Genomic DNA, 24,831 nt, shown 5'->3' on the forward strand with positions numbered 1-24,831 from the left:
GTTTTATTTAATTTATTGGTTTTATCCAATATTATCCGTTTTATTTAATTTATTGGTTTTATCCAATATTATTCGTTTTATTTAATTTATTGGTTTTATCCAATATTATCCGTTTTATACAATATTATCCGTTTTATACAATATATCCTATTTTTATATTTTTTTATAGGATGATGCAATTATGGGATAAGTATGTTCCGCGTAATTTTCGTAATGGATATATTTAATCGTAACGTGGTCCTCGCAAAAGGTGGAGTTCGGGAAAATTACCGCCCGGTTTCGGATAGTAGCGGAGTATGCAGCAGTCCGGACCCCGTAGAGATTGTCGAGGTTTTGCAGCCACTGGAAGTGTACATTGCCGATCTCAATGTCCTGCAGGGCGGCAATAGGGATACCAATTCGGAAATTATCCGGGCCGTGAGTTCAAAGGCCGAAACGATGCTGGATTTTGGAGTTTCCTCTCAGAATGACGTGGAAAAAGCCCTCTCTATTGCAAACACGGCGGTCATAGGCACGGAAACAGGGACATTTGCCGCAATCCGGGAAACCGCTTCCCTATATCCGGGCAGGATAAGTGTCAGTATTGATATCAAACATGGTAAAGTCCTTAAACAGGACCCTGAGATCCCTTCCGACCCCTTTGAAATCGTGGAAGCCCTGGACGAGTTGCCCCTGAAAGACCTGATTCTCCTTGACATGGACCGGGTAGGGACAGCTTCCGGGTTTGACCCCGTTTTCCTCAAGGAACTTGCGCTTCGTTCAAAGCACGATGTCTTGCTCGGAGGCGGAGTTCGGAGCATGGAGGACCTTTACATCCTTGGAAAAATAGGAGTTAAGGGTGCCCTGGTGGCGACTGCCGTCCACAACGGCTCGATCCCCCTGGAATGGTTGAAGAGCGGGCCGGAAATTGAGTAAACATTGAGCAGGGGCATTGAATAAAGATATTGGATAAGGACTTTGAGTGGGGATATTGTACATACTTTGAGAAATAATCTCAGGTAAAGACATTTTGTAAAGACATTGTACAGACATTTTCAGGGATATTGAGTAACTTTATATGCGATTATCGGGTTTCAAATTTAAGTAAAAATTTGTAGTTTATGAGGTTTGCAAAATGTCAGAAGAAAACATTCCTGAGGAAAGTGGTGGAGAAGGTTACACGGAAATCAAGGTGGGGGGTGGATGGTACCTTACCATTTCCCTGGCCCACAGCGAACGCTTCGGGAAAGAATATGTCGAACTTGCAAAGGAACGCAGCGGTACGAAAAAGTCCAGGTTCAACCTGAACCCCAACCATGTCCGGATGCTTGGGGAAGCCCTGATTAAATTTGCGGACGAGAACAAGCTGTAACTTCGGGTCCGAGTTATTTTATTCTCAATCCGGAGCTTTTCTTCCAAACATTTTTTTTCTTTTCCCGGAATTCAGGGCTTTTTATTTTTGCTCATTTCCCAGGAATTCAAGGATTTTTTCCACAACATCTTTTTCCACAACGTCCGGGTGGCGGTTGGCATCGATCACAAGAAACCTTTCCGGTTCTTCTGCTGCAAGCCTGAAAAAGTTCTCCTGCACGCCTCGCAAAAATTCGATTTTTTCGAATTTGGTCTGTTCTCCCCGTTTTCCACAGCGTTCAACTGCTGTATCGGGTTTGATATCGAAGAGGAAGGTCAGGTCCGGGACGACAGTCCAGCCCCTGTGGAGGCCCCGAACCCATTCCATGGGCTCTTTGATTCGGTTTTTCAGGGTCATGCCCTGATAGGCGTAGCGGCTATCGGAGTAGCGGTCTGAAATTACGGTTTTCCCACTTCCCAGAGCGGGTTTTACCAGCTTTGCCAGGTGCTCGGCATGGTCGGCGGTAAAGAGAAATAGTTCTGCAAGCTGGTCGGTTTCCGAGAGGATCGCCTGCTCCACGGCAGTCCCGGTAAGGGTCCCTCTTGTGGGCTCCCGGGTAAAGACAGGGCCAAGAGCCTGGATCTCCGGGTTTTCCTGAAGTCTTTTTACAACCGTGCTTTTTCCTGAACCGTCAATGCCTTCAAGAGTGATCAGTTTGCCTCTCATACGGACCGCCGTTTTCTTATTTCCTTCTCTTTTGCAGAATTTTTATTAATACGGTTTTTACTGAAACGTATTTCCCCTATATAACCTATATGTCAGGGATTTTTCCGGAAGGACATATTTCTGTTTGCCGATTAATATTTTTAGGTTTTCGTTTTTAGGTTTTTGTTTTTAGGTTTTTGTTTTTAGGTTTTTATTTTTAGGTTTTTGTTTTTAGGTTTTTGTTTTTAGGTTTTTGTTTTTAGGTTTTTGTTTTTAGGTTTTTGTTTTTAGGTTTTTGTTTTTAGGTTTTTGTTTTTAGGTTTTCGTTTTTAGGTTTTTGTTTCCCAATTCCTGTCGCCCTAACTAAAATAAGTACCTATATATACAATATCAAAAATAATCTACAGTAATGACAGTAATCGGAGTTATCACGCGGGGCAAGTATGGAAACCGACTGATCGAGACTATCCTGAAGCACAGTGGCTTTTCGGTAGTATCTACTGATCTGCCGGAGTTCCTGCCTGTTTTTATCGAGGAGCCTGATGAATTTCTAGAAAATCTTAATTTTGACCTGAGTGTCTTTTCCGCAGAGATAGTTGTTACCTATTCCCTGCATCCTGACCTTACCTCTGGGATCGCCCGACTTGCGGCAGAGAATGGGGTGCGTGCCCTTATCGTACCGGGTGGGCCTTCAAGGGCTTCTGTTCCCGAGCTTGAACAGATCTCCGAGAAATCCGGCATGAGTATCGAGGTTGACGAGATCTGCTGTACCCTCGAAGCAAATCCTGCTAACCGGGTCTTTGCGGAAGTTTTCGGGGTTCCGGTTCTCAAGGTCAAAACTAAGGACGGAAAAATCGCAAATGTGGAGGTAATAAAAGGGGCCCCCTGCGGAAGCACCTGGCAGATGGCAAAGGATCTTGTAGGTGTGCCTGTGAAAGATGCCCCTCCGAAAGCAGGCCTCCTTGTCCAGCAATACCCTTGTAGGGCTATCCGGGGCGAAATGGGCGGAATTCACGAGTCAGCAGAGCTTCATAAGCAGGCGCTCATAAAAGCACTCGAAGCCGAAGCGCTGGAAAATGAGGAGTGACTATATATTCTTTGAAAAAATATCTTATATACAGGGTTGGGCATCGGGGTTCAGCTTTTTATTTTTCTTGCTGAAATATCTCCGGCCTTTTAATTCAGGTCTGTTAAATTCAGAACTGTTAAATTCAGAACTGTTAAATTCAGAATTGTTAAACTACTTTCGGAGGTGAGAATATTACTTCCTTATCGATATCTGAAGATTCGGGGCCTGATGACCTCGTGACTATCGCATGTGCGGTACATTCCCTGTTGGGTCTCCCCACCACTATCCGAAGCCTCAAGCGAAAGGGGTTGCGAATTGAAAAGGGAAAAGTCCTTGACAGGGAATACACCGGGCCCATACTTGAAGAGGTACTCAGGACCAACAAAGTTATGCACGAGGTCCCGAGGGATGGCATGTACAGGGGTAAGCATGTGGTTGTGGCACCTATTCGTTCGAAGGACGGAAAGGCGATTGCGGCGATCGGAATTGTGGACTTGCTGGCTACCCTTGATCTTTCCGATGTTTTCAAGGGATACCCTGATGTGCTAGAAGAAGTCGAAGAAGCAAGAAAGCTGATGAAGTAAACAGGGCTCGGGAGATTTCCTGATAGAGAAGCAAAAAAGATATGTATTATTGGAGGGATATGTCCCCTGCTTTTTTTCAGGGGCAGTTCCTATGGTTCCTCCAACTTATAGTCTGGTCTCAGGACCGGAAACGCTGTTTTCCGGTTTACTGGGGTTTTTCGTATAACTTTGTTTTTGTCAGCAGGGTGCCGTTCTTTGCGTGAGGCTGCCTGAGGACTGTATCGTTGGATTTTTCAATTTCTCTTGCCTGAGTTGCCAGGACTGCAGCGGCTCCCATGATTTCGTGGCCTGTTGCGGTTGCAAGGCACACCTGTTCAATGTCCTTTAACATGAAGCAGGCAGGGAAGTTGACCTGTGCGACTTTTTCAGCCATGTGCAGGGCAGCAAGGGCCTTTGCTTTTGCATAGGGGTTTGCAAAGCCTCCGTGTTCCACACATTTCTCGGGTTTTGCGAAGATGTGGGGGAGTTCAAGTTCCTTTCCGGAATTGCCGGCGTTCACCTGGTCGGCTACCTTGTCAAATTCTTCCTGGATGAGTCTCACAACGCCACAAAGGGAAAGCACTTTCATTGCATCGGCATTGAAGGATGCCATCTCCACGGGGTCGAGGAATTCCCTCTTTGCTCCGATAAGGGGGTCGACCGGGAGGATGATGTATCCGAAGCCTTCGTCTTCGAGGGCCTGGCGGGCGTCCTTCTTTGTCGGACCGTCAGAAACCACGATGCAGGGCTTGTCTTTCCAGAGTTCGCGAGCTGCAGTCGGGCCGGGGGCGGCAGCATTTGGGCTGATGATGATAACAAAGTCTGCATCCCACTGCTTGAAGCTCTCGGTGTATGCGGCATCGTCGGGGCCCATCTTAGCGCCTGTCCCGCAAACGCGGACGGTGATTCCCTCTCGAGCGGCAATTTCATCCTGAATAAGGTTGATAACCTGGCTCATTCCCAGGTTTCCCATTTTTATGAATCCTATGTTGACCATTTTTACAGAGTCCTGTGTTGACCTTTTTTATTCAAATATTGGAATTCCCAAAGGGTTTATAATCCTTTTGGCAATAGTATCTACTCATTGAACATATTTTATAATTATCCCTTATATTTATAATGATTATTCAACACATTCCCCCCATCCTCCGAAAAGCTTAAAAGGGATGTGATTTATTTCAGTCAAAAACGTTGACATCAATGCTGTTGTTTTGTGGTTTTGTTTTTCTACGAAACCCACATTATAATTTGAAATAACTTTTCCATTGGTGGGCTTAAATGTCAGGGCAAGCATATTACATGAATCTGCGGGGGTACCTTTAATTTTGGTGCACCGGGCAGGATGCCCTTTTTCGGGAAATTATCCCGGTACAATATCTATAACATTCGGGTCCAGGTTTTGATTGAGTGAACTGTCCTATGTATAATTCCACTGAAAATAAACTAATTGTTTTTGATATGGATAGCACCCTTATCGACGCTGAGACCATCGATGAGCTCGCCAGGGCTGCAGGTGTTGTAAGCAAGGTGGAGGAGATTACGAAGAGAGCGATGAGCGGAGACCTTGATTTTGGACAGGCGCTTTTCGAGAGGGTTAGCCTCCTCAAAGGCCTATCTCTGGAAACTGCACAGGCTGCTGTGGATCAGATCCCCTTTATGCCGGGTGCAGTGGAAATGATCAGGTATGTCAAGGAACTGGGTTACAAAACCGCAATGGTTTCCGGCGGATTTACAATCTCTGCTGATAAAATTGGCAAAGCGCTTGATATTGATTTCGTGGTTTCCAACGAATTGCTCGTGAAAGACGGCTATTTCACCGGAGAGGTTATTGGCCCCCTGACTGAAGGTAATTCCAAGGCGAAAGTGCTAGAGGAATTGGCCCGCAGAAATGGGGTCTGGCCCGAACAGTGTGTAGTCGTCGGGGACGGCGCGAATGATGCCTGCATCTTTGAACGGGCAGGTTTTTCAATAGCTTTTAATCCCAAACCAATCCTGAGGGAATATGCGGATGTGGTCATTACAAAAAAAGACCTCACAGCATTGATCCCTGTCCTTGGATCTCTTTCTCATTTATTTCATAATCAGGCACAGCATGTCGACATCGAACAGTAGAACTATTAAAATGCCAGCTTTTTTGCTGGATCGGGAGGCACAATAAGAGATGCTTAAAGAATTACAGAAAAAAAGAACCGATTTAAAGGCTATTTCTGAAGAATCCAAAGAAAAGAGAAATACCTTAAATGCGGAAGCCAGCGCTCTTGCAGCTAAGAGGAATGAGCTGAACAAGAAGACCAAGGATCTCATTAATGAAGCCCAGGAACTCAAAGATTCCAGGGATGAGATCAACGAAAAAGTTAGCGAATACAAGAATAAGCGTGACGATACCAATGCTAAGGCAAACGAACTGTTTGCAAAGGCAGACTCTATCCGAAAGCAGAATAATATGGGCGGTCCCTCTATCAAAATGCTCCGAAAGGACATCGACCGGCTTGAGTTTGCCCAGCAGACCGAAGTGCTGAGCACAAGCAAAGAGAGGGAACTCGTTGGCAAGATCACTCAGCTCCAGAAGCAGTACCATGTTAAGAAGGTTCAGCTTGAGAACAACGTTGAACTGAAGGACATCCTTGATGAAGCTCAGCAAATCCGGGACGAAGCTTCGGAGTACCACAAGGAACTGGCAGAGTATGCAAAGCAGGCTCAGGAATTCCATGAGAAGATGATTGCCGCCTTCAAGGAAGCTGACAGGACCAGGGCAGAGTCGGATATCGCTCACAAGGATTTCGTTAAAGCCCAGGAAGCAGCTGACGAGCAGCACAAGATTTTCATCAATGCCCAGAAAGAAATTCGGGAAATTGATAAGGAAGTTTTCAAGCTTAAGAAGAAGGACAAGGACGGCAAAGGTCGCCCGGCAAAGGCTGAACTTCAGAAAGATGCTAAGGACATCTTTGAAAAATTCAAGGGTGGAGCCAAGCTTACCACTGAAGACCTCATGACTCTCCAGAGATCTGGTCTTTAATTACAGATTACGGAAAAGATTCACATCGCCTAAAGATCTTTAATTTCCGTTGTGTGCAGGTTATTCTTTTAACCTGCACTTCCTTTTTCCTGTTGCATTCGCAGGGTTTAGCTCTGGTTTTTGGCTTTTTTCTCGGTTTTTCTCCGTGTTTTTCCCTCTTCTTTCTCTCTGTTCTCCGTGTTTTCCCTCTTCTTTCTCTCTGTTCTCCGTGTTTTCCCTCTTCTTTCTCTCTGTTCTCCGTGTTTTTCCCTCTTCTTTCTCTCTGTTCTCCGTGTTTTTCCCTCTTCTTTCTCGGTTTTTCTCCGTGTTTTCCCTTTTCTTTCTCTCTGTTCTCCGTGTTTTTCCCCGGTTCGGTCTCTTTCTCCTCTCAGACTTTATTACTTGTTTTTAAGAATATTGTCAATATCACTGATATTTATACTTACTATGTGATATAAATTTATAATTGATTAAACTAATCATCTATAAATATCTTAATTGGTATTACTTCTATTTGATTAATTATGAATTCAACGGTGTTAACAGTTATCGGCATCTTAATCGCGATTTTTATGTTTGGGATTAAAACCGGACTTGGATGCGGCTTTTCAAATGCAGGACCTCGAAAAATAATTGCGGTTGCAGGCAGTTATTTCCTGCTCTCTGTGCTTGTGGGAAGCGTTGTGGGAAATTTCAGCATGGAAAGTTTTGAGAACATTTCCGGTCTCGGGCTGGGGGTTCATGTCCTGCTTTCTCTGCTCCTCATCGGAACCGGGATATATACCCAGAAGAAGTGGAACGCCGGGAGGGATGTTTCAGGGCACACTTTCCTTGTCCTTTCCATGCCCTGCCCGGTCTGCCTTGCAGCCCTGACTTTTTGCTGTATGCTCCTTGCAGCTAGCCTTGAGCTCAGCGGGCTGAAAATCGGGCTACTTGTGGGGACTGCTTTTTGCATTTCGGTCCTGGTTTCTTCTTTCGGCTTCAAGAGACTCGGAAAAACCCCTGAAAGCCTGGGAAGCGTAATGCTGCTTCTTGGCATCTACTATCTGCTAGGAGCCATGATCATACCGGCTTACATGAAAACAAAGCAGCTGAACCTGGTAGCTCTCTCGGGAGACGGGGCGGGGATCGTTCCCCTTTCTTTTTCTGCAATGGTGATTCTGGGCGGGTTCTTGCTGGGAAATGTGAGGTCAAATCAATGAGTATAGCAGGTCCCCTTTTTAGCATAATGTATACTTTTTCATCAGCTTTGCTCTATCCGGTGATAATAGTCCTGCTCCTGCTGGTCCTTTCTTCTCTGGGCCTTATAGGGGAATTTTTGTCGGAGTATTCAAAAAGGCACAGGGATTCTCGGAAACTGGAAGAAGACTGCATGCAGCTCCGAAGCACGGTGAAAAATTCGAGGTTTCTGGACGCCTCAAATACCCTCCGGGAAAGCAGGCAGAACCGGATGGTTACTTCCTTTTCCAGGGATGCTGCACCCTATCTTGAGCAAAAGCGGTTTTATGCGATCGAAAAACTTGCAGCCGAATATGAGATAAGGATGTCCGGGCAGCTCGAAAAGACAAAAATCCTGGCTACCATTTCTCCCATGCTGGGGCTAATGGGTACCCTTATCCCCCTCGGCCCTGCCCTTATCGGCCTCTCACAGGGAGACATTGCCACCCTTGCAAACAACCTGATGATTGCCTTTGCTACTACCGTTGTCGGGCTGTTTGCCGGGAGCGTCGGGTATGTCCTGACCCAGGTCAGGAGGCGCTGGTACTGGGAGGACATGTCAGACATTGATTACATTCTGGATGCTCTGGAAGAGGGCTTCAAGGAACCCTCAGAGGACGGAAGAAGAATCGAGCAAAACGAGCTAACCCCGTCCCTGACTGCGGAGGAAGAAATACATGAGAAAAAGCAGACGTTACCGGCGAACCGGGCTCCGGCAGGGTCCGGAAGACCAGAACCCGTTGACAGGAGTTGCTAACCTCTTCGATGTGGCAATGGTTTTTTCAGTCGCGCTGCTCGTTGCCCTGGTCATGTCTTACCAGCTGCCCGAACTCTTGAATCCTGAAGAGGATATCACAATCGTAAAAAACCCGGGAGCTCAGGACATGAAAATCATTATCAAGGAGAAAGGGCAGCCGATTGAAGTCCTGAACATGACCGACAATATAGGTGGAGGCACAGGAGAAGCCCTTGGGACAGCCTACAGGCTGGCCGATGGCAGGGTGATCTATGTCCCGGAAAGCGAAGAAGAGGGGAATGAAACCTCCGGGTGACAATTTTTTATGACCACTTTTCCTGCAAAAGCGGTCAGGGTTTCATTCTGGCCGGTTTTTTGCCCACTTTCTTTCCTCCCCTTACTTTTCTTCATTCCGGTATCTTCAGGTACTTCTCCCTGAATTCCGGGTTCCTCATGAGGCAGGAGTCTGCGTTGTAAACCGGGTCTTCCCGGATCTTTTTCCAGACGTCTTTTATTTTATCTGCATGGACGTTCCCGTAAGGAACCGGGATGCAGGCGCAGGGCAGGATGTTTCCTTCGGGGGTTATGTGAAGCCATTTCCGACCGGCCATGCAGCCCGTGGTCCGCATCACCTGGGGTATGGGGAAAATTCTGGGTCCTTCTTTTTCCTTTGCCCTGGCTACGAAAGCGTCAAATTTTTTAAGGTCTGCCGGGGTCAGGATTTCGGATTCGTGTTCCATCCAGCGGCCCGTGGGGACAATTTCGTAAAAAGAGAGTTCATGGGCGCCGAGTTCGGCGGCAAGGGCGTAGAGTTCGTCAAGTTCGTCCACGTTTTCCCTGGAAAGGACCAGGTAGATGTTGACCAGCAGCCCGGCTTCTAGCCCGTTTTTGACCGCGTCGACGGCACTTTTGAAGACTCCTTTCCTGCCCCTTATGTAATCGTGCTTTTCCTCGAAGGGGCTGTCAAAGCTGACGGTCAGGGAATAAAGTCCCGCTTCTTTCAGGCTCCTTGCCTTTTCCGGGGTCATCCCAACTCCGGAAGTGAACATGCCGGTGATTGCTTTTTCCGGGTCTACATAGCTGATCAGGTCTTCGAGACCCTGGTAGGTCAGGGGTTCTCCCCCGTCGAAGATTATGAAGGTGCTGCCTATCTCAAGCATCTGGTCGATGGCATCCTTCACGGTTTCGGGAGACAGCTTTGCCCGGTTTTTCGTATCCGGGAGGGCACAGTGGATGCAGTTGTTGGGGCAGTCCTCGGTAATGGAGATCGTGACCTGGTCGGGGACCATCTTCCCCAGCATGGCGGAGAGCTGGCTTTTTACCAGCCTGTCAAAACCGGGGCCCGGGATCGGTGGCATCCAGGTGGAATAGATCAGCCGTTTTTCCCCGACTGTTGCGGGCTTTTCCCCATCAAAGATGGCGAAGTTTCCTGCCATCACTCTTTTCATAATCGGGGAGGCGACTCCGCTGGTTTTCATCCGGACTCTGCCGTGCTCGACTTCGGCGTAGACCCTGAAGAGGGGGTTTTTGTAAAAATCATACTGCATGTTTTTTCGATCCCTTATTTTAAGCCCGTAAATTCTTCGTAAATTCATTTGTTCCTGAGAAATGCCCTGTACTTGAGCATTGCCGTGGGTTTCTTTTTAAGCATGAACATGAAGACCTGCATGGCCTGCTCAAAGGCGCTTCCGTGGATGAAGGAGAGGTCTTCTTTTTCAAAGACTTTGACCATCTCGTCGATTTCCCTGTCCGTCATCTTCCGCAGGGTCTCAAGGGCAATCCTGCCCAGGTAGTGTTCGGCCCTGTACTCGTTTTCCCAGGCCTTCCGGTATTCCGAGAGGGCGTTTTTTGAAACGTCGCCTTTTTTAACGGCATCTGCAGCCACGTCTCCGCAGATCTGGCCTGAACGCATTGCATAGCCTATCCCTGACTGTCCGGCGGCGCCTCCCACGACCATGACCCCGTCTGTGATATACTCGTTCGGGATGGTTACGATAGGGTCTCCGCCGGAGAGTTTTCTCACGACTTCAAGCTCCTCGATTCCTTTGAGCTTTTTGAAGCGCTCTACCCAGGCGTCCAGGTAGGGGGTGGCGTCTTTCCCGCACCTGCGCACATAAGCTCCGATTGCGGCATTGTCCCCCCCGCGGGGAGAGTAAGTGGTCTTCCAGCCGGGAGCGTGGTTTCCCACGTAGTACTCGAACATGTCCGGTTTCCCCAGGCCCGGGGCCATTACGTCCAGTTCAATGCCCCAGGCGATGTCTTCGGGGTGTTTCATGGTTTTCAGGCCGAGGAGAGAAGCCATTTTCGAGTTGATCCCGTCGGAGATGATCACAAGCTTTGACCTGAAGACTCCCTCAGATGTACTTATTGCAAATTCTTCACGGTCTTTCAGGATGTTGTAGGCTTCGATACCTGTGCGCAGGTCTACCCCGGTACCCGTAACCTTCTTTGCGTAAAAACGGTCGAATTTCGTCTTGTCAATGGCATATCCGGGGGTTTCAACAACCACCCTGCGTCCCGAGGGGGCAATGATCTGCATGCCTTTCAGGTAATGGTCCACGTAGGACGGGTCTACCTTCTCGCCGCACCTGTCCAACATCCCCTTGAAAAAAGAGTTTGCAGGATGAGGGGGATGCCCGAGCTCTTCCTTTTTTTCCAGCAAAAGGACATCTGCACCCTTCTCGCAGGCGTTTCGGGCAGCCATCAGCCCTGCAGGGGATGCCCCGATTATTATGATATCAGCGTCCATTTTTTTATCCTCTCTTCTCCTCTATTTTTGCCTATTTACCTCTCCCTGCCTACTTGTTACTCTCCTTGCTCTACTTTGCCTTTCCTGCTCTGCCTTCTTACCAAAGAATAGATGTGTAAGCTTCAAGGTAGATGCACAGCACCACGTCCAGGATCATGGACCCGAACATGACGGCCCTGTAGTTTGACCCGTTTAAAAAGAGGCTTCCTCCTCTTTCCGGGGTCGGATGCCTGATAAAGTCAACGCACTGGGCAAGCATCCAGAGCCCTGAGGCAAGAGCGCCTGCAAAGTACACGGGGCCGAGTCCGGCAGACCAGCCGATGATCACCGATGCGATAACTCCCACGATCCACCAGAATGTAACAAACCTGGCGGTAAAGGGGATGCCGTAAGTCACGGGCATGGTGGGTGCGCCTTTGAGCCTGTCGCCTTCCACGTCCCGGGCAACTCCGCCAAGGGTAAAGGCCCAGTCCGTAACGCACATCATTAGCCCGAAGCAGATTCCGGCAAGGGGCAGGATCACCCCGTCGCTTCCTTTCAGGATTCCTGCAGGGTCAAAAGCCAGCCAGACGCCCACAGGCACAAGCCCGTAAGAGATGCCCACAGGCACGAAACTGAGGAAAGTGCTCCGTTTTGCGAAAATTGAGTAGACGGTGATTGTGCCGGCTGCGATCAGAAGGACCAGGAGGGATTCCGGGTTCAGGTATGTGGCCGCAGATCCTGCAATTGCTAAAAGAAAGATGGCGTACGTAAGCGCCGTTTTCTTCGAGACCGTCGAAGAGGGCAGGGGCCGGTCGGGAAGGTTAATGGTATCGATGTCAACGTCGCAGCAGTCGTTGAAAACGTATGAACTGGTGATGGCTGCAAAGCCTCCGATAACCGCAATAATGAAAGGGCTGAGTTCCGGAAGCCCTCCGCTTGCCAGGTAGGATGCCAGGATGGCGCTTGAGGCAGGGAGGGTCAGGTCCATGTAGTAGAGTTCGGGTCTCAGCAGCTGGAGATAGGGGCTGAGTTCTCCGATTCTTGCTGTGAGGGACAATGTTTTCACCTGTGTTTTTTTTATTTTGGGGGTTTCGTGGTCATTTTCCAGGGCTGTTTAAGTGTTTTTTAGGGTTTTTAAGTGTTTTAAGATTTTTTTAGAGTTTTTTTGAGTTAGTTAAGAGTGTTTGATTTTAGTCCTATAAACATGCGCATGTCAAAAAAGTTTTCTTTTTCATCCTTTTTTCCATTCGTCTCTGTACACAAGTTCCGCCCTTTCCCGGATTTTTTCGAGGAGTGGGTGGTCGAACTCCGGTTCGCAGATGAAGGTAAATTCTGCCTCAGGGTTCAGGTCTATTAGTTTGAGGGTATTTGAGAGGGCTGTGCTCAGGGCTTCGTAATCCGGGATTTTCGGGACCTCGGCGCTGAAGGGGTATACCTCTTCCATTTCCACGGGGTATGCTCCAAAGGGGGGTTTGAAAATGAGGACCTGGCTGTATTCCTTTTCGCCTTTCACGGGCCTTGTGCGGATAAGCGCCGGGCCTTCGATGCTGAAGCGTTCCAGCCTCTTTCCGAAACGCAGGACTTCGGGACGGGACGCGGATTCGGGTCCGCAGTAGAAAAAGGTGCCTTTGCTTGCAGGGTCGAACTTCTCGAGCAAGGCGGAATGAGTATAGAGCCTTTTCAGCCCGTCAAGCAGTTTCGGATGGGCGCGGCAGCGCTTTTCCACAAGTTCCAGGAGTTTTCCTTCCTTTATGGACTGCTTGATCAGCCTGATTTCCTCGAAGGTTGCGTAGAGGTTGTGCCTTCCCAGGAGTTCCTGGCTGTTCTGTGCTTTTTTCAGCTCTTCTGCCGTGTATTTCGAGCAGATTGGGCAGGAACAGGGCAGGTAGTTAAGTTTGTCCAGGTGGTAGGTCCCGTTTGCAGTGATATAGCGCCCGTCCTTTGCGTAGAGGGCATAGGCTGCCGAGTCAAAGAGGTCGCATCCGAGGGCCACGGCGAGAGCGAACATCATAGGGTGCCCTGCCCCGAAGAGGTGGACCGGGGCAACCGGAGAGAGACCCTTTTTCGAGGCTGCAATCACGTCCACGAGTTCTGCATAGCGGTAGGTTTCCATAAGTGGAACCACGGCTCCCAGGGGGTAGACTCCGAAATCGAGTTCTTTCAGGTGGGAAGCGGCTTTTTCCCTCAGGTCGGGGTAGGTCGAACCCTGGACCGGGCCTGCCAGGAGCTGTTCTCCCTGTATGAGTTTCCGGGCGGCTTCCAGGCGTTCGGCAGTAATTGCAAGTTCTTCTTCGGCCCGCTTTCTGGGGACGTCAGGAGGAGTCGGGATGTCCAGGGGGACGATGATGTCACTTCCGATTTTTTGCTGGAATCCCAGGATCTCCTCGTTCGTGACTTCCACCGAGCCATAGATGGAAAGCTGGAATGACCCCGAATCAGTCATGATGGGCCCGTCAAAGCCCAAAAGCTCGTGCAGCCCTTTTTCAAGGGCCACGTTTCGCAGTTCTTCTTTCCGGTAGATAATATAGGAATTGGTGATAAGGATCTCTGCCCCGAAGCTTCTCATCTCTTCCGGGGGGATAAGCTGGATGTTCGGATTTATCACAGGCATGACGGTAGGAGTCTCAACTATCCCGTGCGGGGTCTTGAGTTTTCCTATCCTGCCGCCTGCGTCCTTGTCGAGTATTTCAAATATCGCTGACATGCCGGGGGAATAAATATCTCTCAGCTATATTTAACTTTGGGGATAGATCTAAACCGGGATAAGCAGGGTGGAATTATCGGGTGTTTGGATATAAGTTCAGGCCGGATCAAAGAGTATCCGGAGGTTCCTGTCATTCCGGTTTTGTTTTTCCGGTCCTCGCTTTGAAAAAAGAGAAGTTTGCAGTCTTTTCAGGCCGCAAGCATTTTCCTTTCAATCTTCCTTTGCCCGCGGCATGGCAATGATTTCCCGGACCTGCATGGAGAAGAAGTCGTTGCTGTGGGCAGGCCTGAGCACAAGGGCAACGTCCGCACCCCAGCGAGTACCGCCAATTGCAATGATTTCCGTGTCTTCAGAGATGGGAATATGCCCTGAGTCTGCCGCCATGATTGCGACTTCGACCGCTACCTTGAAGCCTTTTCCGAAAAGGGATCGCAGGGTGTCGGAAATCACTTCTATCCGGGAATAGCCTCCGAACTTCCTGGTTATTGAGCGTTCGATCCCTGAAAACATGTGGGACTGGGTGGTGATAACGGCTCCGAGCTCCTCAAGTTTCTGTTTGTATTCCTCTTCCACTTCCCATTCGCCTTTCTCTTTTTGCCCGTACTGGTGGCTTATGCCGATGACCTTGACGCCGGTGCTTTTCACGGCTTCTGCCATCTTGAGGGCGGTTTTTCCACTGGTGCTTGCAACAACGATGTGTGTGATCCCAAGTTCTGCGGCTCTTTTTGCCGCAGCCCCAACCACGGCATCAGTGTTTGTTTCCCCTACGCTGTCCAGATAAAGAATCGGTTTTTCCATGTGCGGTTCTCCTTTGAATTTTTAAGGTTTGTTTATTTCCATTCAGAGGTTAATTCATTTCTATTTAGAGGGTTTTTATGAACTCTTTTCCTCTTTTTTTTCTTTTCTACGGATTATTTTCCTTCCGTATGAATAACCTGAATTATTGCAGGTTTTATTGCAGGTTTTGCCCTCGTTTTCTCCTGAACCTGCTGGAGTCTGGCTATCAATTATTCACTTGATACTAATTATAAACTGAATATCGATTTTATCTAAGTATCTGATGAAATATTTTAAGTTATCTCAATAAAACATATATATCAGGAGATTCTCTTTAAATACTATGGAGGGTTTTTGGTTTTCAGGGGGCCCGGAAACTACCCTTAATTTTTAATTTTGTGAAGGGTTTAGGATTCCCCGGGTTCGGGCCTTTGAGAACCTGTTTAAGTATGATTAGGTAAGATATAGGTGTAGGGGTTATATTTTCAGTGAGGTGGTACTTTGTCAGATACGGATTATGATAACAATGACGTGAAGATTATTACGAAACCTGTGCAGTCAAAAAACCCTGTTTTGATTGAAGGTTTCCCCGGAATCGGGCTTGTTGGGAACATTGCAAGTCAGCACCTGATCGAAGAGATGGATATGGAGTACATCGGTTCTATCGAGTCCAGGTATTTCCCCTCCATTGCCGTACTCTACGAGGGGCTTATCAACATGCCTGTCCGGATCTATGAAAGTGTGGAGCACAACCTGATTATCGTGATTTCGGATATCCCTATCAGCCATTCGGTTTCCTACGATGTAAGCAATGCCCTGGTTGACTGGGCAGAGTCCATCAATGTAAAGGAAATTGCCTCTATTGCTGGAATTGCTATCATGGATGGGGGACACAAGGTCTTCGGGGCAGCCACTACCCAGGAGATGCTGGACAAGATCAAGGACGAAGTGGAGGTCTTCCAGATGGGAACCATTTCAGGTATTTCTGGCAGTGTGATGGCCGAATGCCTGCTCAGGGGAATCCCGGCGCTGAGCCTGCTCGGAGCTACCCGGACCCAGAACCCAGATCCCAGGGCTGCTTCTGCTGTTGTTGAGGTTTTAAACAAACTCTACGGGCTGTCGATCGATACCGAACGGCTCATAAAGCAAGCCGAGCGCATAGAAGTTGAGTTGCAAAAACTTGCTGAAGATGTCCAGACCTCCGAACAGAAAGGAGAAGTTAAAAAGGAATTCCCAATGTACGGGTGATCCTATGGAGTACATTGCACTAACCGGAATTGCCGATTCAGTGATTGAAGCCCTTAAAACACATTCACTCAGGACTCTTGAAATTCGGAACCCACAAAATTTTTTCGGTGTACTTGGGCTTAATGCAGGGGATCAGGTTCTCTTAACATCCACCCGGCGTGACGATTTAACGGACGGGACCACAGGGCTCATTGCCAGGGTCGTGCAAAGGCAGATCTCCACACATTCCATTATCAGTGCAAATGATTTGTATATCGAGGAATGTGAAACCATGGCTGCTCGCGTTCAACTTGAATGCAGGTGCATGGCAAGGGTACGCAGCGTCATCTCAAATGAACTTGGCAAACCGGTAGTAGTGGACGCCAGGGAAATTCCCTGCTATGAAGCCCGGTAAAAAGTTTCCAGGCTGGTGAAACAGCTTCTTCAAAACTTTTTCCCCTTTTTGCCAAACGGATTTCCCTTTTGACGAGGTTGACTCATGATCCGAATAACTTTTTTTTAGAGAAGAGCTTTGTCAGAAGATTTTTGAATAACTTATTTTCTACTGGAAAGGTCTGTTCCATAGACGTAGTGAAACGGATAACCTACGACATCTGTTTGAATAACTTATTTTCTACTGGAACGGTCTGTTCCGAAGGTTTTTGATAAACGTATTTATTTTAAGGCATGTGAAAAATGTCGGGCTAAATGAGTCCGGGGTAAAAAAAGAAGTGGGTTGCGGAATCTGAAATTTTCCGACAACCGTATATTTCAATTTTGTTCAATAGTTTCAACAGGTTTATAATTCCATGTCCGGCATTTCTCCGCCGGGGCCTGCTTTCATGCCTGCGGAAGCAATCACATCGTCGATCCTGAGGATCATGATTGCTGCCTCAGTGGCGGCGTTGATTGCCTGGGTCTTGATCCTGAGGGGCTCGATGACATTGTTTTCGTACATGTCTTCGATCTTCCCGGTGTAGACGTTGAGGCCTGCCTTCTTGTTGCCCTTCTCGTGCTGGGAGCGCATTTCCACGAGCATGTCGATGGGGTCCAGCCCTGCGTTTTCTGCGAGGGTCTGGGGAATGACTTCCAGGGACTCGGCAAACTTCGTAACTGCAAGCTGTTCCCTGCCTTTCAGGGTTGCCGCATATTCCTTGAGCCTGAGAGCAAGTTCGATCTCAGGGGAGCCGCCGCCCACAACGACCATCTGGTCTTCGAGGGCTACACCCACGACTCTGAGAGCGTCTTCGAGAGCTCTTGAGATGCCGTCTACCACGTGCTCGGTTCCGCCGCGGAGGAGGATAGAGGTGGTCTTGCTGTCCTTGCAGCCTGTGACAAAGGTCATTCTGGAGCCAGTGACGTCCTTTTCTTCCACAAGGCCCGCATACCCGAGGTCGGACTCCTCAATCTCGTCGATGCTGGTGATTACCTTTGCCCCGGTTGCACGGGATAGTTTGTCCATGTCGCTCTTCTTAACCCTGCGCATGCCGAAAATTCCTGCCTTTGTCAGGTAGTACTGGGCAAGGTCGTCCATTCCCTTCTGGCAGAAGACAACGTTGGCGCCGGTGGCGATTACTTTGTCCACAATTTCCCTGAGCATTGCTTCTTCCTGGTCAAGGAAAAGCTGCATCTGGTCAGGGGTTGTGATCTTGATCTCTGCCTTGGTGTCGGTCTTCTTGAGTTCGATGGGTACGCTTAAGAGGAGGATCTTTGCGTCTTCTATGACTTCGGGCATGGCGGCGTGGACGCGTTCCTTGTCAACGAGGACACCTTCAATTATCTCAGAGTCACTGATGCTTCCCCCAGGTCTCTTTTCGGTCTTGATGTCTTCGATGTCGACCGTGATCTTCCCTTCTCTTTCTTCAACGATGGACCTGACTGCCTTTACCGTAAGTGCGGAGAGGTGTTCCTTGTAAGATTCTGCCCCTTTCCCGGTGATTGCGGTTGCTGCCAGCTTCTCCAGGGTTTCGGTGTCTTCCGGGGAGACGCTGATTGTGATAGTCTCCAGGGTCTTTGTAGCCTGGTTTGCTGCGAGCCTGTATCCGCTTGCGATCAGGGTGGGGTGGACACCGCTTTCCAGCAGTTCTTCTGCCTTTTCCAGGAGTTCTCCTGCAAGAACAGCTGCGGTGGTGGTCCCGTCTCCTACCTCTGCGTCCTGGGTCTTGGAAACTTCCACGATCATTTTTGCGCCGGGGTGTTCGATGTCCATTTCCTTGAGGATGGTTGCCCCGTCATTCGTGATCACTACATCGCCCATGGAGTCCACGAGCATCTTGTCCATACCCTTCGGCCCAAGAGTGGTCCTAACTGACTCAGCTACGGCCTTTGCGGCCATGATGTTGTTGTGCTGTGCGTCGGAACCGTGGGTCCTCTGGCTTCCTTCTCTTAAAATAAAGATTGGTTGTGCTGCCAAACTTCAATCTCCTGTATAATGATTTTGAATTTATATGATTTTTTATTAGTTGATTAGTTGAACTCTTAAGTACGCAATTTTCAGTACGCAATTTTCAGTACGTAATTTTCAGTACGTAATTTTCATATTCTTAATGCAAGCACTTCTATATAACATTTCCTCTGAGCCGGAAATAAATCTCTTTTAAAAAAAGGGCTTCTGCTCCTTTTAATCTTTTAATCTTCCTGAATTTTGCTTTCACTCGCAGGGACTTTTCAGGGCGCAAAATTTAGAAGGATTCCCATTAAAAAGAGCATAAAAACAATGTTTGCCAGAAGTACGGAACTTTCTCTTTACCCCAGGACCTTTGGCAGCATGAAAAACAAGGTCAGGCATATAGCTGTTGAACTGATTGAGAACACAGGGGCCGGTTTCCATGTCCCCGGTTCTGTCCGAGCCGTCGGTTTTGCAATCTCATGGAGTGCCCTGTTAAAAGAAGATACAGAAAGTTTGCTCATCTGTTTAATCTCTACTCCATAATTATTTTGAAGTTTCTTGCTTTGTATTTAAACCACAATACATTAAACCACAAAAAGTTGAGCTCGGAGGAATTTCCTAAAATTTCTTCCGTTTTTCTCTTCACTTATTTTTTCTCTTCACTTATTTTTTCTCTTCACTTATTTTTTCTCTGAACCTATTTTTTTCTCTGCGTCTCTGTTTCAATGTTTCTTGATGTACTCGATCATCCGTGGGGTAAGGAGCGGGATGATCTGGGGCAGCATGTTCGGCATCAGGTTTTCCATGGCTTTTGGCATGAGGTCCGGGAGCTGCTCTCTCATGTAATCGGGCATAGGAACCCGCTTTTCTACGGCTTTGAGCATGTCAGGCATGACTTCGGGCATGACCGAGGGCATGAGTCTGGGCATCATAACCGGCATCATGGGCTTCATCAGGGCGTCCATGCCGGGCACGTATTTGACCATTTTCATCATGGACTGCAGGGGCGCTGGCATGGCTGCCATTATCTCGGGCAGGAGTTCTACCATAAGGCCGGCCATGTTTTCGGGCTGCATGAGGTCGATCATTTTCTCAAAGGGCACCCATGACTGCAGGGCGTAGTTTGTCGTGTCCGGGATGTCATAGCCGAGGCTTCTGGCCACAAGGGCACCGAGGTCCTGGGACTCTATTTTCATGTTGTTTTTCTCGGCTGCGACACGGAACTGGACCGTACAGCAGGGGCATAGAGCCGCAATGATATCCGCGTTCACATCTGCAGCTTCCTGAAGCCTCATACCTCCAAGTTTATATGCAACCGGAGGCTCGGCAATCAGGCTGACCACCGAACCGCAGCAGTGAGCCTGTTCCCTGTTATGTTCAAGTTCCCTGAACTGGATGCCCGGGATGGCTTTCAACAGCTCTCTCGGAGGTTCGTAGACTTTGCCTCCGGCTCTTCCCAGGTGGCAGGAGTCATGCCAGGCAACCACTTTATTGAGCGGTTTTTTTAATTTGGGCTTCAGCACGACACAATTCCATAATCCAGTGATTTTCATTATTTCTTTCACTGAATCACGACTTTCCTCAAAACTAAATGCATCAGTATGTTAACTTCATCTTTTAGTTCCACCTTGAGTTCAATTTTTTTAAATTTTCAAATAATTATCATATATAGATTAAATTTATCCGAGAGATAAATCGATACGCTCCGCTATTTTGATAAGAAATTTTTATCTTAGAATCGTTCACTATACCTTGAAAGGTGTAAATGTTCTAAATAACTCCAAAAGTGATTTGTCTGGTTTTGTTATCATTCCCGCTCTTTTCATCTTAGCGAGTTTAATCTGGTTTTCAATTCCAGTATCAGTTCTAAACTGCTTTTTGCTATCTGTTTTAAGACTTTTTGAAAAATAGCTTTCTATTGGATTGTTCGTTGCTGGAGATCCAGGAAGATAATGAAACACAGTAAGATTTAACCAATGACTATTGATCATCCACAGTCGTTTTTGGATACCTTCATCGTATGTTCTTATATTTCTCATCAAATCTTCAAAATTTGTTCTTGCCTTTTCAAGGCAATGATGTGTGAGATTTTCTTTTTTTCTTCGCCTTTCAAGTTTTAATCCATGTCTATACTTATTAAATTGCTTTTTTGCCGTTTTAATCCATTCTACGTACTGTTTTTCGTCACCGCTTAAATTAAGTTCCTCAGGTAGAAGTTTTTCCAGAAAATCGATCTCCTTTTCTCGATTATAAAATATGTTCAACATTTTATATTTCAATAATTCCTGCTCAATAGACGTTTTCCGTGGAAAATCATGAACTATAAGCTTGTTTAAGTGCATCAAACAATACTGATGTACTAACTTATCTCCAAAAACTTCCTTTAAAACTCCAGGATAAGTATTGTCAAAATCCGTAACTATGAACACAGGTTTAGAAGTATCCAGATGCTTTTTAAGGAAATTTTTGATTGTTTCTGAATTTTTATCATCAAAAAGCTCATCAGCTAATGGTCTTTGAGTTTTTGCATCAAGTAAGGTTAAACGATATTTTTGACAACGTCCTTCCTTTGGATGCTGTTCGTCATAGTGTACCATGTATACATATTCTACATTTGGAACCTTCTCTTGATCCATATTTTTGTTGAATTCTCTGAGAATAGTGCTTTTTGATCTTGGATATATGAAATCCATAATGGAAGAAATTCCTTTATGTGAGACATTATGATATCTGAGTAGTTGAAAAAAATCGTTAAATGAATCAAAAAGAACAGACTTAATCTCTTCCCAGAAACTACGATTTTCTTCAAGTGTGCAGTTACAATTTGAACACTTATATTTGCCGATTTTGACGTCTCCAAGCCCTTTTTTGGTGTATGTGTTGTAACCATTATGAACCATAGGAATGTTGCATTTAGGACATGATGGAGAAGTCTTTTTACGAAAAATTCCTTCTGCAGTATATTCATAATCGTTGTCATAATTGCCAAAAATGTCCAAAAGAGTAGGAAGCTCAGAAAAGTTATTAAGGTTAAGGTATATTGTCACCATGTTTTTGCCGTAACATCATTACATAATCAACTAATTATAAATTTTATGTAATGGTGTTACACTTACTTTTATCACTGGATTTTGGAACTGAGTCTTCAGCACGTCCAGGCGCTCCACCAGGACTTCGGAATAGTGCTTTGTCTCAAGCACGTATTCGATTCCTAGTTTCTCCGCCCACTGGGGATAGACGGTGTGCCACATGAGCCAGCAGGCAGGGCAGGAAGTGATAACGGTTTTTACGCCTCGCTTTTTCATGTTGTAGACGTTCATCCGCATGATCTTTTCAAAGACGTCCCACTTCCCGGCAACGAGCATGGGTATCCCACAGCACGCTTCCCTGTCAAAAAGCCCCGTGAATTCAACACCTGCATCGTCGAGCATACGCACAGCCCCTACAGCCACGTCTTTCTCCACAAAAGAGGCGGTGCAGCCCGCAAAGTAGGCGTACTCAGCTTCGTCCTTCATCTTTGCCCGGATATCATCCGGAATCCATTTGTCCCTGTCCTTGCGGTAGTTTGCCCAGATGTTCCGTTCTTTCAGGAGGCTGGCTGCCATGATCTCGAAGGGGGGGAAGGTCATTTTCTCTTCTTCATCAACCAGTTTCCCGCGCATGGTCATCCAGGCGTGTTCGATTGGCATGTCAAGCTCACAACGGGCGTCGCACATCTGGCAGGTGGTGCAGGCAAGGAAGGTGTTTGTCTGCCGCTGGTCAAGCTTTTCCCGGCCTGCCAGGTATTCCTTGATAAAGAACCATTTTCCCCGGGGCGATTGGGACTCCCAGCCCCGGCCGTAGTACTGGTCGCATTCACTCACACAGTAGCCGCACTGGGAACAGGAGTAGGCAAGTTCCGCAACCTCTGCAGGGATTTCCTTTTCTTCTTTGAAGGTGGTCTTCCCTATCCCGGACATGTTCCCAACTATCCGGCCCAGAGGCTCGAACGAAGCTCCCATGGAAACGGCAGTGTTAAGGAGACCCTTTCCTTCCAGAGTTTCGGGGTTCATTATCCCGTTAGGGTCGAATTCTTTCCTGAGGGCTTCGATTTCGGCAAGCCTGTCCCCGAAGACGTCCTTTTTCTTTGAGGCAAAAAAAAGCCCCGAGGAATAAACCCTGCCCCCGTTTTCTTCCGCGATCTTTAGGATACTCAGGGAAAGGGCAAAAGCCGTGTTAAAGAGGACCGAGCGTTCCGAATGGGGTATAAAGCAGAGGAGCACCACATTTCCGTCCCCTATGACCATACCTTCGGTAAGCACCTGGAGTTTGATTCTCTTTTTGATTTCTTCAAAGACCCTGTCCATCTTATCGAGCGGCACCAGAATCTCTGCCGGGATGAATGAAGGGCCAAGCCTCTTCACCTTCATGGACTTGAACCACTCTTCGGTCTCGTGTTTTGAGATTTCTTCCGGAAGGGCCGTGCCTCCCGCATTTTCGATTGCTTCTGTGAGGCCTGAGACATCCCTTGATGCAGGGTACATGAAAGTGCAGACGTAAGCCTTTGGGAGCACGGGCCTGTCTTTGTCCACGACTTCCCCGTAATGGAGTTTTCTGGGCGCTTTGTTCTTCATGTCTGCCCATTCCGGGTTCAGGAAGGAAATTGACCAGAGCGGAACTTTCTTCTCCCTTATGGTCTCGACGGCTTTCCTGAGGGCTGCAGCGTTCGGAAAACTGGCTGAAACTGCGTTTCTTTCTTCCTGTTTCTGGACTTTCAGGGTGACTTCCGTAATTATACCTGTCGTCCCCATGGTCCCTATGAGTTTGCTTAGTTCGGGGCCTGAAAATTCCTTCATTTTTCCGTTCGGGAGGACTATCCGGACGTTTTCCATGCTCTCGTGTCCCCATCCAAACTCATAACTTCCGTAGCCTGCTCCGCTCTGCATGAGCCAGCCCCCGACGGTTGAAGAAGGGGCGCTTGACGGTATGGCTCTGAGGGAAAGCCCTTTTTCGTTTAGCTTTCTCTCAAGTTTTTCCCAGATGATCCCGCTCTGCACAACGGCTGTCTCTGTTTCCGGGTCAATGCTAAGAACCCCGTTTAACAGGGTCACATCAGCAACGATCCCACCTTTTGTCGGGATGACTCCCCCGTATCCCGAGGATGCCCCTGCTCTAGGGACCACCGGTATCCTGTGCCGGTTTGCAAATTCCAGGAGTTTGACAGAATCTCCTTCACTCCTGACTTTTACGACCGCAGCAGGATCGGTATTTCCTATCACCTTCTTTACAAGAGGTGGCAGGGCTCCTATGTCGTGGTTGTAGTAGTGGCGTTCGCGTTTGTCAAGATTGACATGCTTTCCGAAGATTTCCGAAAGTTCCGTTTTCTGTGCGGCTGAAAGTTCCGGGACGCGATCTGTCATGTTCTTTTCCCCCTGGATTTGTTTCGGATTCCCGTAAACCGTAGCAATGTACATGAACTGTTGAATAACCCCTTACCGGCTGGAATAACTCCTGATCAAATGGAATTAAGTCAGACTCACCTGGAATTTATCCGGATCCGCTGGAGTAAAAATCCATTTTCACTGATATCCAATTGGCAAAAAGTCATACCCAATTGAAAAATTCATGCCCAGCTGGCATAAAGTCAGGCCTGATTAAAAGTGTTTCCGGCTCCCCATATTATATATTGTATGCTTATTAATTTAAAACATTGTTTACAGGGCGTTAACTAATGTAAAATTAAAATAATAAAAATTAAAATTGTAATAATTGGAAGTTCAATCGCTCAGAAACACAGGGCGTCTTTAGGACAGGCTTCCACGCAGCGTCCGCACTTGATACAGTCGGACATTGCTTCGCTGTTGCAGACGTCGAGCTGCATTGGGCAGACTTTTTCGCATTTTTTGCAGCTGATGCAGTTTTCCTGTTTGACCTGCAATTGGTACTTTTTGCCTCCTAGCAGGTTCTGGGCTGTGCCCATCGGACAGAAAGTACACCAGGCCCGCGGGCTCAGGAAAGTGCCAAAGATAACTGCAATCACTGTGGTTACAATGCACATGGTCACGAGGATCATGCCTATTTTTTCAAACATATTCAGGGTTCCGATGACGCTCATGACCCTGTAGCCCATGAAGCCCATGAGCAGGAAAAAGACCGGAATCCTCAGCCAGAAACTTCTGAATACGGCGGGAATCTTTTCTTTTCTAGAGATTTTTGAAATCCAGAAATCTACAAGACTGCCTCTGGGACAGAGGTTTCCGCAGAACCAGCGGCCTCTGAAGGGGCTTATAAGGAATATGGCGGCAAAGACTAACAGCATGAAATATCCGAGTGCAGGGTACCAGAGCCCTCCTATGGACACGATGAGGACAAGAATCCCCAGGTAAGGTGTTATTTTAAGCAAGTTTA

The 24,831-nt window shown here is 47.6% G+C and carries 25 protein-coding genes; 12 read left to right on the plus strand and 13 right to left on the minus strand.

Features of this window, described 5'->3' with window-relative positions; genetic code table 11:
- Positions 1-192 precede the first annotated feature (192 nt).
- Together MSMTP_RS01220 and MSMTP_RS01225 are read left to right on the plus strand one after the other, a co-directional pair.
- Positions 193-915, plus strand: coding sequence for a HisA/HisF-related TIM barrel protein (locus tag MSMTP_RS01220; protein WP_048177260.1), 723 nt, complete (start codon positions 193-195; stop codon positions 913-915).
- A 199-nt stretch (positions 916-1,114) separates the two neighbouring features.
- On the plus strand, positions 1,115-1,351 hold the full coding sequence (locus MSMTP_RS01225) for a hypothetical protein (RefSeq protein ID WP_048177261.1): 237 nt from the start codon (positions 1,115-1,117) through the stop codon (positions 1,349-1,351).
- Between the two features lie 81 nt (positions 1,352-1,432).
- Here the strand turns inward: MSMTP_RS01225 and tmk are convergent, their stop codons facing one another.
- Positions 1,433-2,056 (minus strand): dTMP kinase, encoded by a 624-nt coding sequence (tmk, locus tag MSMTP_RS01230; protein ID WP_048177262.1) that lies wholly within the window; start codon positions 2,054-2,056, stop codon positions 1,433-1,435.
- A gap of 388 nt (positions 2,057-2,444) precedes the next feature.
- Between tmk and MSMTP_RS01235 the strand changes: the two genes are divergently transcribed.
- Both MSMTP_RS01235 and MSMTP_RS01240 read left to right on the plus strand, forming a co-directional pair.
- A complete protein-coding gene (locus MSMTP_RS01235) occupies positions 2,445-3,122 on the plus strand; it encodes a DUF166 domain-containing protein (protein ID WP_048177264.1) in 678 nt (225 codons plus the stop codon).
- A 218-nt stretch (positions 3,123-3,340) separates the two neighbouring features.
- On the plus strand, positions 3,341-3,688 hold the full coding sequence (locus MSMTP_RS01240; RefSeq protein ID WP_231582870.1) for a DUF2111 domain-containing protein: 348 nt from the start codon (positions 3,341-3,343) through the stop codon (positions 3,686-3,688).
- 145 nt (positions 3,689-3,833) lie between these two features.
- Here MSMTP_RS01240 and MSMTP_RS01245 read toward each other — a convergent pair whose 3' ends face one another.
- Positions 3,834-4,664 carry a F420-dependent methylenetetrahydromethanopterin dehydrogenase gene (locus MSMTP_RS01245; RefSeq protein WP_048177266.1) on the minus strand — a complete coding sequence of 277 codons (831 nt, stop codon included), beginning with the start codon at positions 4,662-4,664 and terminating at the stop codon, positions 3,834-3,836.
- Positions 4,665-4,790: 126 nt separating this feature from the next.
- Positions 4,791-4,961: a hypothetical protein gene (locus MSMTP_RS18820; RefSeq protein WP_156153635.1), complete on the minus strand. Its 171-nt coding sequence runs from the start codon at positions 4,959-4,961 to the stop codon at positions 4,791-4,793.
- Positions 4,962-5,086: 125 nt separating this feature from the next.
- On the opposite strand from MSMTP_RS18820, the gene serB reads away from it, so the two are divergent.
- The 5 genes from serB (at position 5,087) to MSMTP_RS01270 (ending at position 8,932) form a co-directional block, all read left to right on the plus strand.
- Positions 5,087-5,779, plus strand: a complete 693-nt coding sequence (gene serB, locus MSMTP_RS01250) for a phosphoserine phosphatase SerB (RefSeq protein ID WP_197076120.1) — start codon at positions 5,087-5,089, stop codon at positions 5,777-5,779.
- A gap of 49 nt (positions 5,780-5,828) precedes the next feature.
- Positions 5,829-6,683 carry a coiled-coil protein gene (locus tag MSMTP_RS01255; RefSeq protein WP_048177269.1) on the plus strand — a complete coding sequence of 285 codons (855 nt, stop codon included), beginning with the start codon at positions 5,829-5,831 and terminating at the stop codon, positions 6,681-6,683.
- A gap of 503 nt (positions 6,684-7,186) precedes the next feature.
- Positions 7,187-7,864, plus strand: coding sequence for a DUF2162 domain-containing protein (locus MSMTP_RS01260; RefSeq protein WP_048177270.1), 678 nt, complete (start codon positions 7,187-7,189; stop codon positions 7,862-7,864).
- The gene (locus MSMTP_RS01265) at positions 7,861-8,637 is read left to right on the plus strand and encodes a MotA/TolQ/ExbB proton channel family protein (RefSeq protein WP_048177271.1); all 777 of its coding nucleotides are present in this window, start codon (positions 7,861-7,863) and stop codon (positions 8,635-8,637) included. Before MSMTP_RS01260 ends, MSMTP_RS01265 begins: the two co-directional genes overlap by 4 nt.
- A complete protein-coding gene (locus tag MSMTP_RS01270; RefSeq protein ID WP_048177272.1) occupies positions 8,558-8,932 on the plus strand; it encodes a DUF2149 domain-containing protein in 375 nt (124 codons plus the stop codon). Before MSMTP_RS01265 ends, MSMTP_RS01270 begins: the two co-directional genes overlap by 80 nt.
- Before the next feature lie 91 nt (positions 8,933-9,023).
- Here the strand turns inward: MSMTP_RS01270 and MSMTP_RS01275 are convergent, their stop codons facing one another.
- From MSMTP_RS01275 to MSMTP_RS01295, 5 genes are all read right to left on the minus strand, one after another.
- Entirely contained in the window at positions 9,024-10,163 is a 1,140-nt protein-coding gene (locus MSMTP_RS01275) for a radical SAM protein (protein WP_197076121.1), read from the minus strand.
- A gap of 44 nt (positions 10,164-10,207) precedes the next feature.
- A complete protein-coding gene (locus MSMTP_RS01280; protein ID WP_048177277.1) occupies positions 10,208-11,365 on the minus strand; it encodes an NAD(P)/FAD-dependent oxidoreductase in 1,158 nt (385 codons plus the stop codon).
- 97 nt (positions 11,366-11,462) lie between these two features.
- Entirely contained in the window at positions 11,463-12,404 is a 942-nt protein-coding gene (locus MSMTP_RS01285) for a UbiA family prenyltransferase (protein ID WP_048177279.1), read from the minus strand.
- 174 nt (positions 12,405-12,578) lie between these two features.
- Positions 12,579-14,051, minus strand: a complete 1,473-nt coding sequence (tgtA, locus tag MSMTP_RS01290) for a tRNA guanosine(15) transglycosylase TgtA (RefSeq protein WP_048177282.1) — start codon at positions 14,049-14,051, stop codon at positions 12,579-12,581.
- A 210-nt stretch (positions 14,052-14,261) separates the two neighbouring features.
- On the minus strand, positions 14,262-14,849 hold the full coding sequence (locus tag MSMTP_RS01295) for a pyruvate kinase alpha/beta domain-containing protein (RefSeq protein WP_048177284.1): 588 nt from the start codon (positions 14,847-14,849) through the stop codon (positions 14,262-14,264).
- A gap of 480 nt (positions 14,850-15,329) precedes the next feature.
- On the opposite strand from MSMTP_RS01295, the gene MSMTP_RS01300 reads away from it, so the two are divergent.
- Positions 15,330-16,076, plus strand: a complete 747-nt coding sequence (locus MSMTP_RS01300) for a proteasome assembly chaperone family protein (RefSeq protein WP_048177286.1) — start codon at positions 15,330-15,332, stop codon at positions 16,074-16,076.
- Positions 16,077-16,080: 4 nt separating this feature from the next.
- On the plus strand, positions 16,081-16,470 hold the full coding sequence (locus tag MSMTP_RS01305; RefSeq protein ID WP_048177288.1) for a DUF473 domain-containing protein: 390 nt from the start codon (positions 16,081-16,083) through the stop codon (positions 16,468-16,470).
- 384 nt (positions 16,471-16,854) lie between these two features.
- Here MSMTP_RS01305 and thsA read toward each other — a convergent pair whose 3' ends face one another.
- On the minus strand, positions 16,855-18,468 hold the full coding sequence (thsA, locus tag MSMTP_RS01310; RefSeq protein WP_048177290.1) for a thermosome subunit alpha: 1,614 nt from the start codon (positions 18,466-18,468) through the stop codon (positions 16,855-16,857).
- 303 nt (positions 18,469-18,771) lie between these two features.
- On the opposite strand from thsA, the gene MSMTP_RS01315 reads away from it, so the two are divergent.
- On the plus strand, positions 18,772-18,987 hold the full coding sequence (locus MSMTP_RS01315) for a hypothetical protein (RefSeq protein WP_048177291.1): 216 nt from the start codon (positions 18,772-18,774) through the stop codon (positions 18,985-18,987).
- A 179-nt stretch (positions 18,988-19,166) separates the two neighbouring features.
- On the opposite strand, the gene MSMTP_RS01320 is transcribed toward MSMTP_RS01315, so the two are convergent.
- From MSMTP_RS01320 to MSMTP_RS01335, 4 genes are all read right to left on the minus strand, one after another.
- Positions 19,167-19,997 (minus strand): heterodisulfide reductase-related iron-sulfur binding cluster, encoded by an 831-nt coding sequence (locus tag MSMTP_RS01320; RefSeq protein ID WP_369799611.1) that lies wholly within the window; start codon positions 19,995-19,997, stop codon positions 19,167-19,169.
- Between the two features lie 192 nt (positions 19,998-20,189).
- Complete coding sequence (locus MSMTP_RS01325) at positions 20,190-21,494, minus strand: ISNCY family transposase (protein ID WP_048177293.1); 1,305 nt, start codon at positions 21,492-21,494, stop codon at positions 20,190-20,192.
- Between the two features lie 30 nt (positions 21,495-21,524).
- Entirely contained in the window at positions 21,525-23,843 is a 2,319-nt protein-coding gene (locus tag MSMTP_RS01330) for an FAD-binding and (Fe-S)-binding domain-containing protein (RefSeq protein WP_369799612.1), read from the minus strand.
- Positions 23,844-24,208: 365 nt separating this feature from the next.
- Entirely contained in the window at positions 24,209-24,826 is a 618-nt protein-coding gene (locus MSMTP_RS01335; protein ID WP_231582871.1) for a 4Fe-4S binding protein, read from the minus strand.
- Positions 24,827-24,831: the final 5 nt, after the last annotated feature.

The sequence above is a fragment of the Methanosarcina sp. MTP4 genome (assembly GCF_000970045.1).
Classification (GTDB): domain Archaea; phylum Halobacteriota; class Methanosarcinia; order Methanosarcinales; family Methanosarcinaceae; genus MTP4.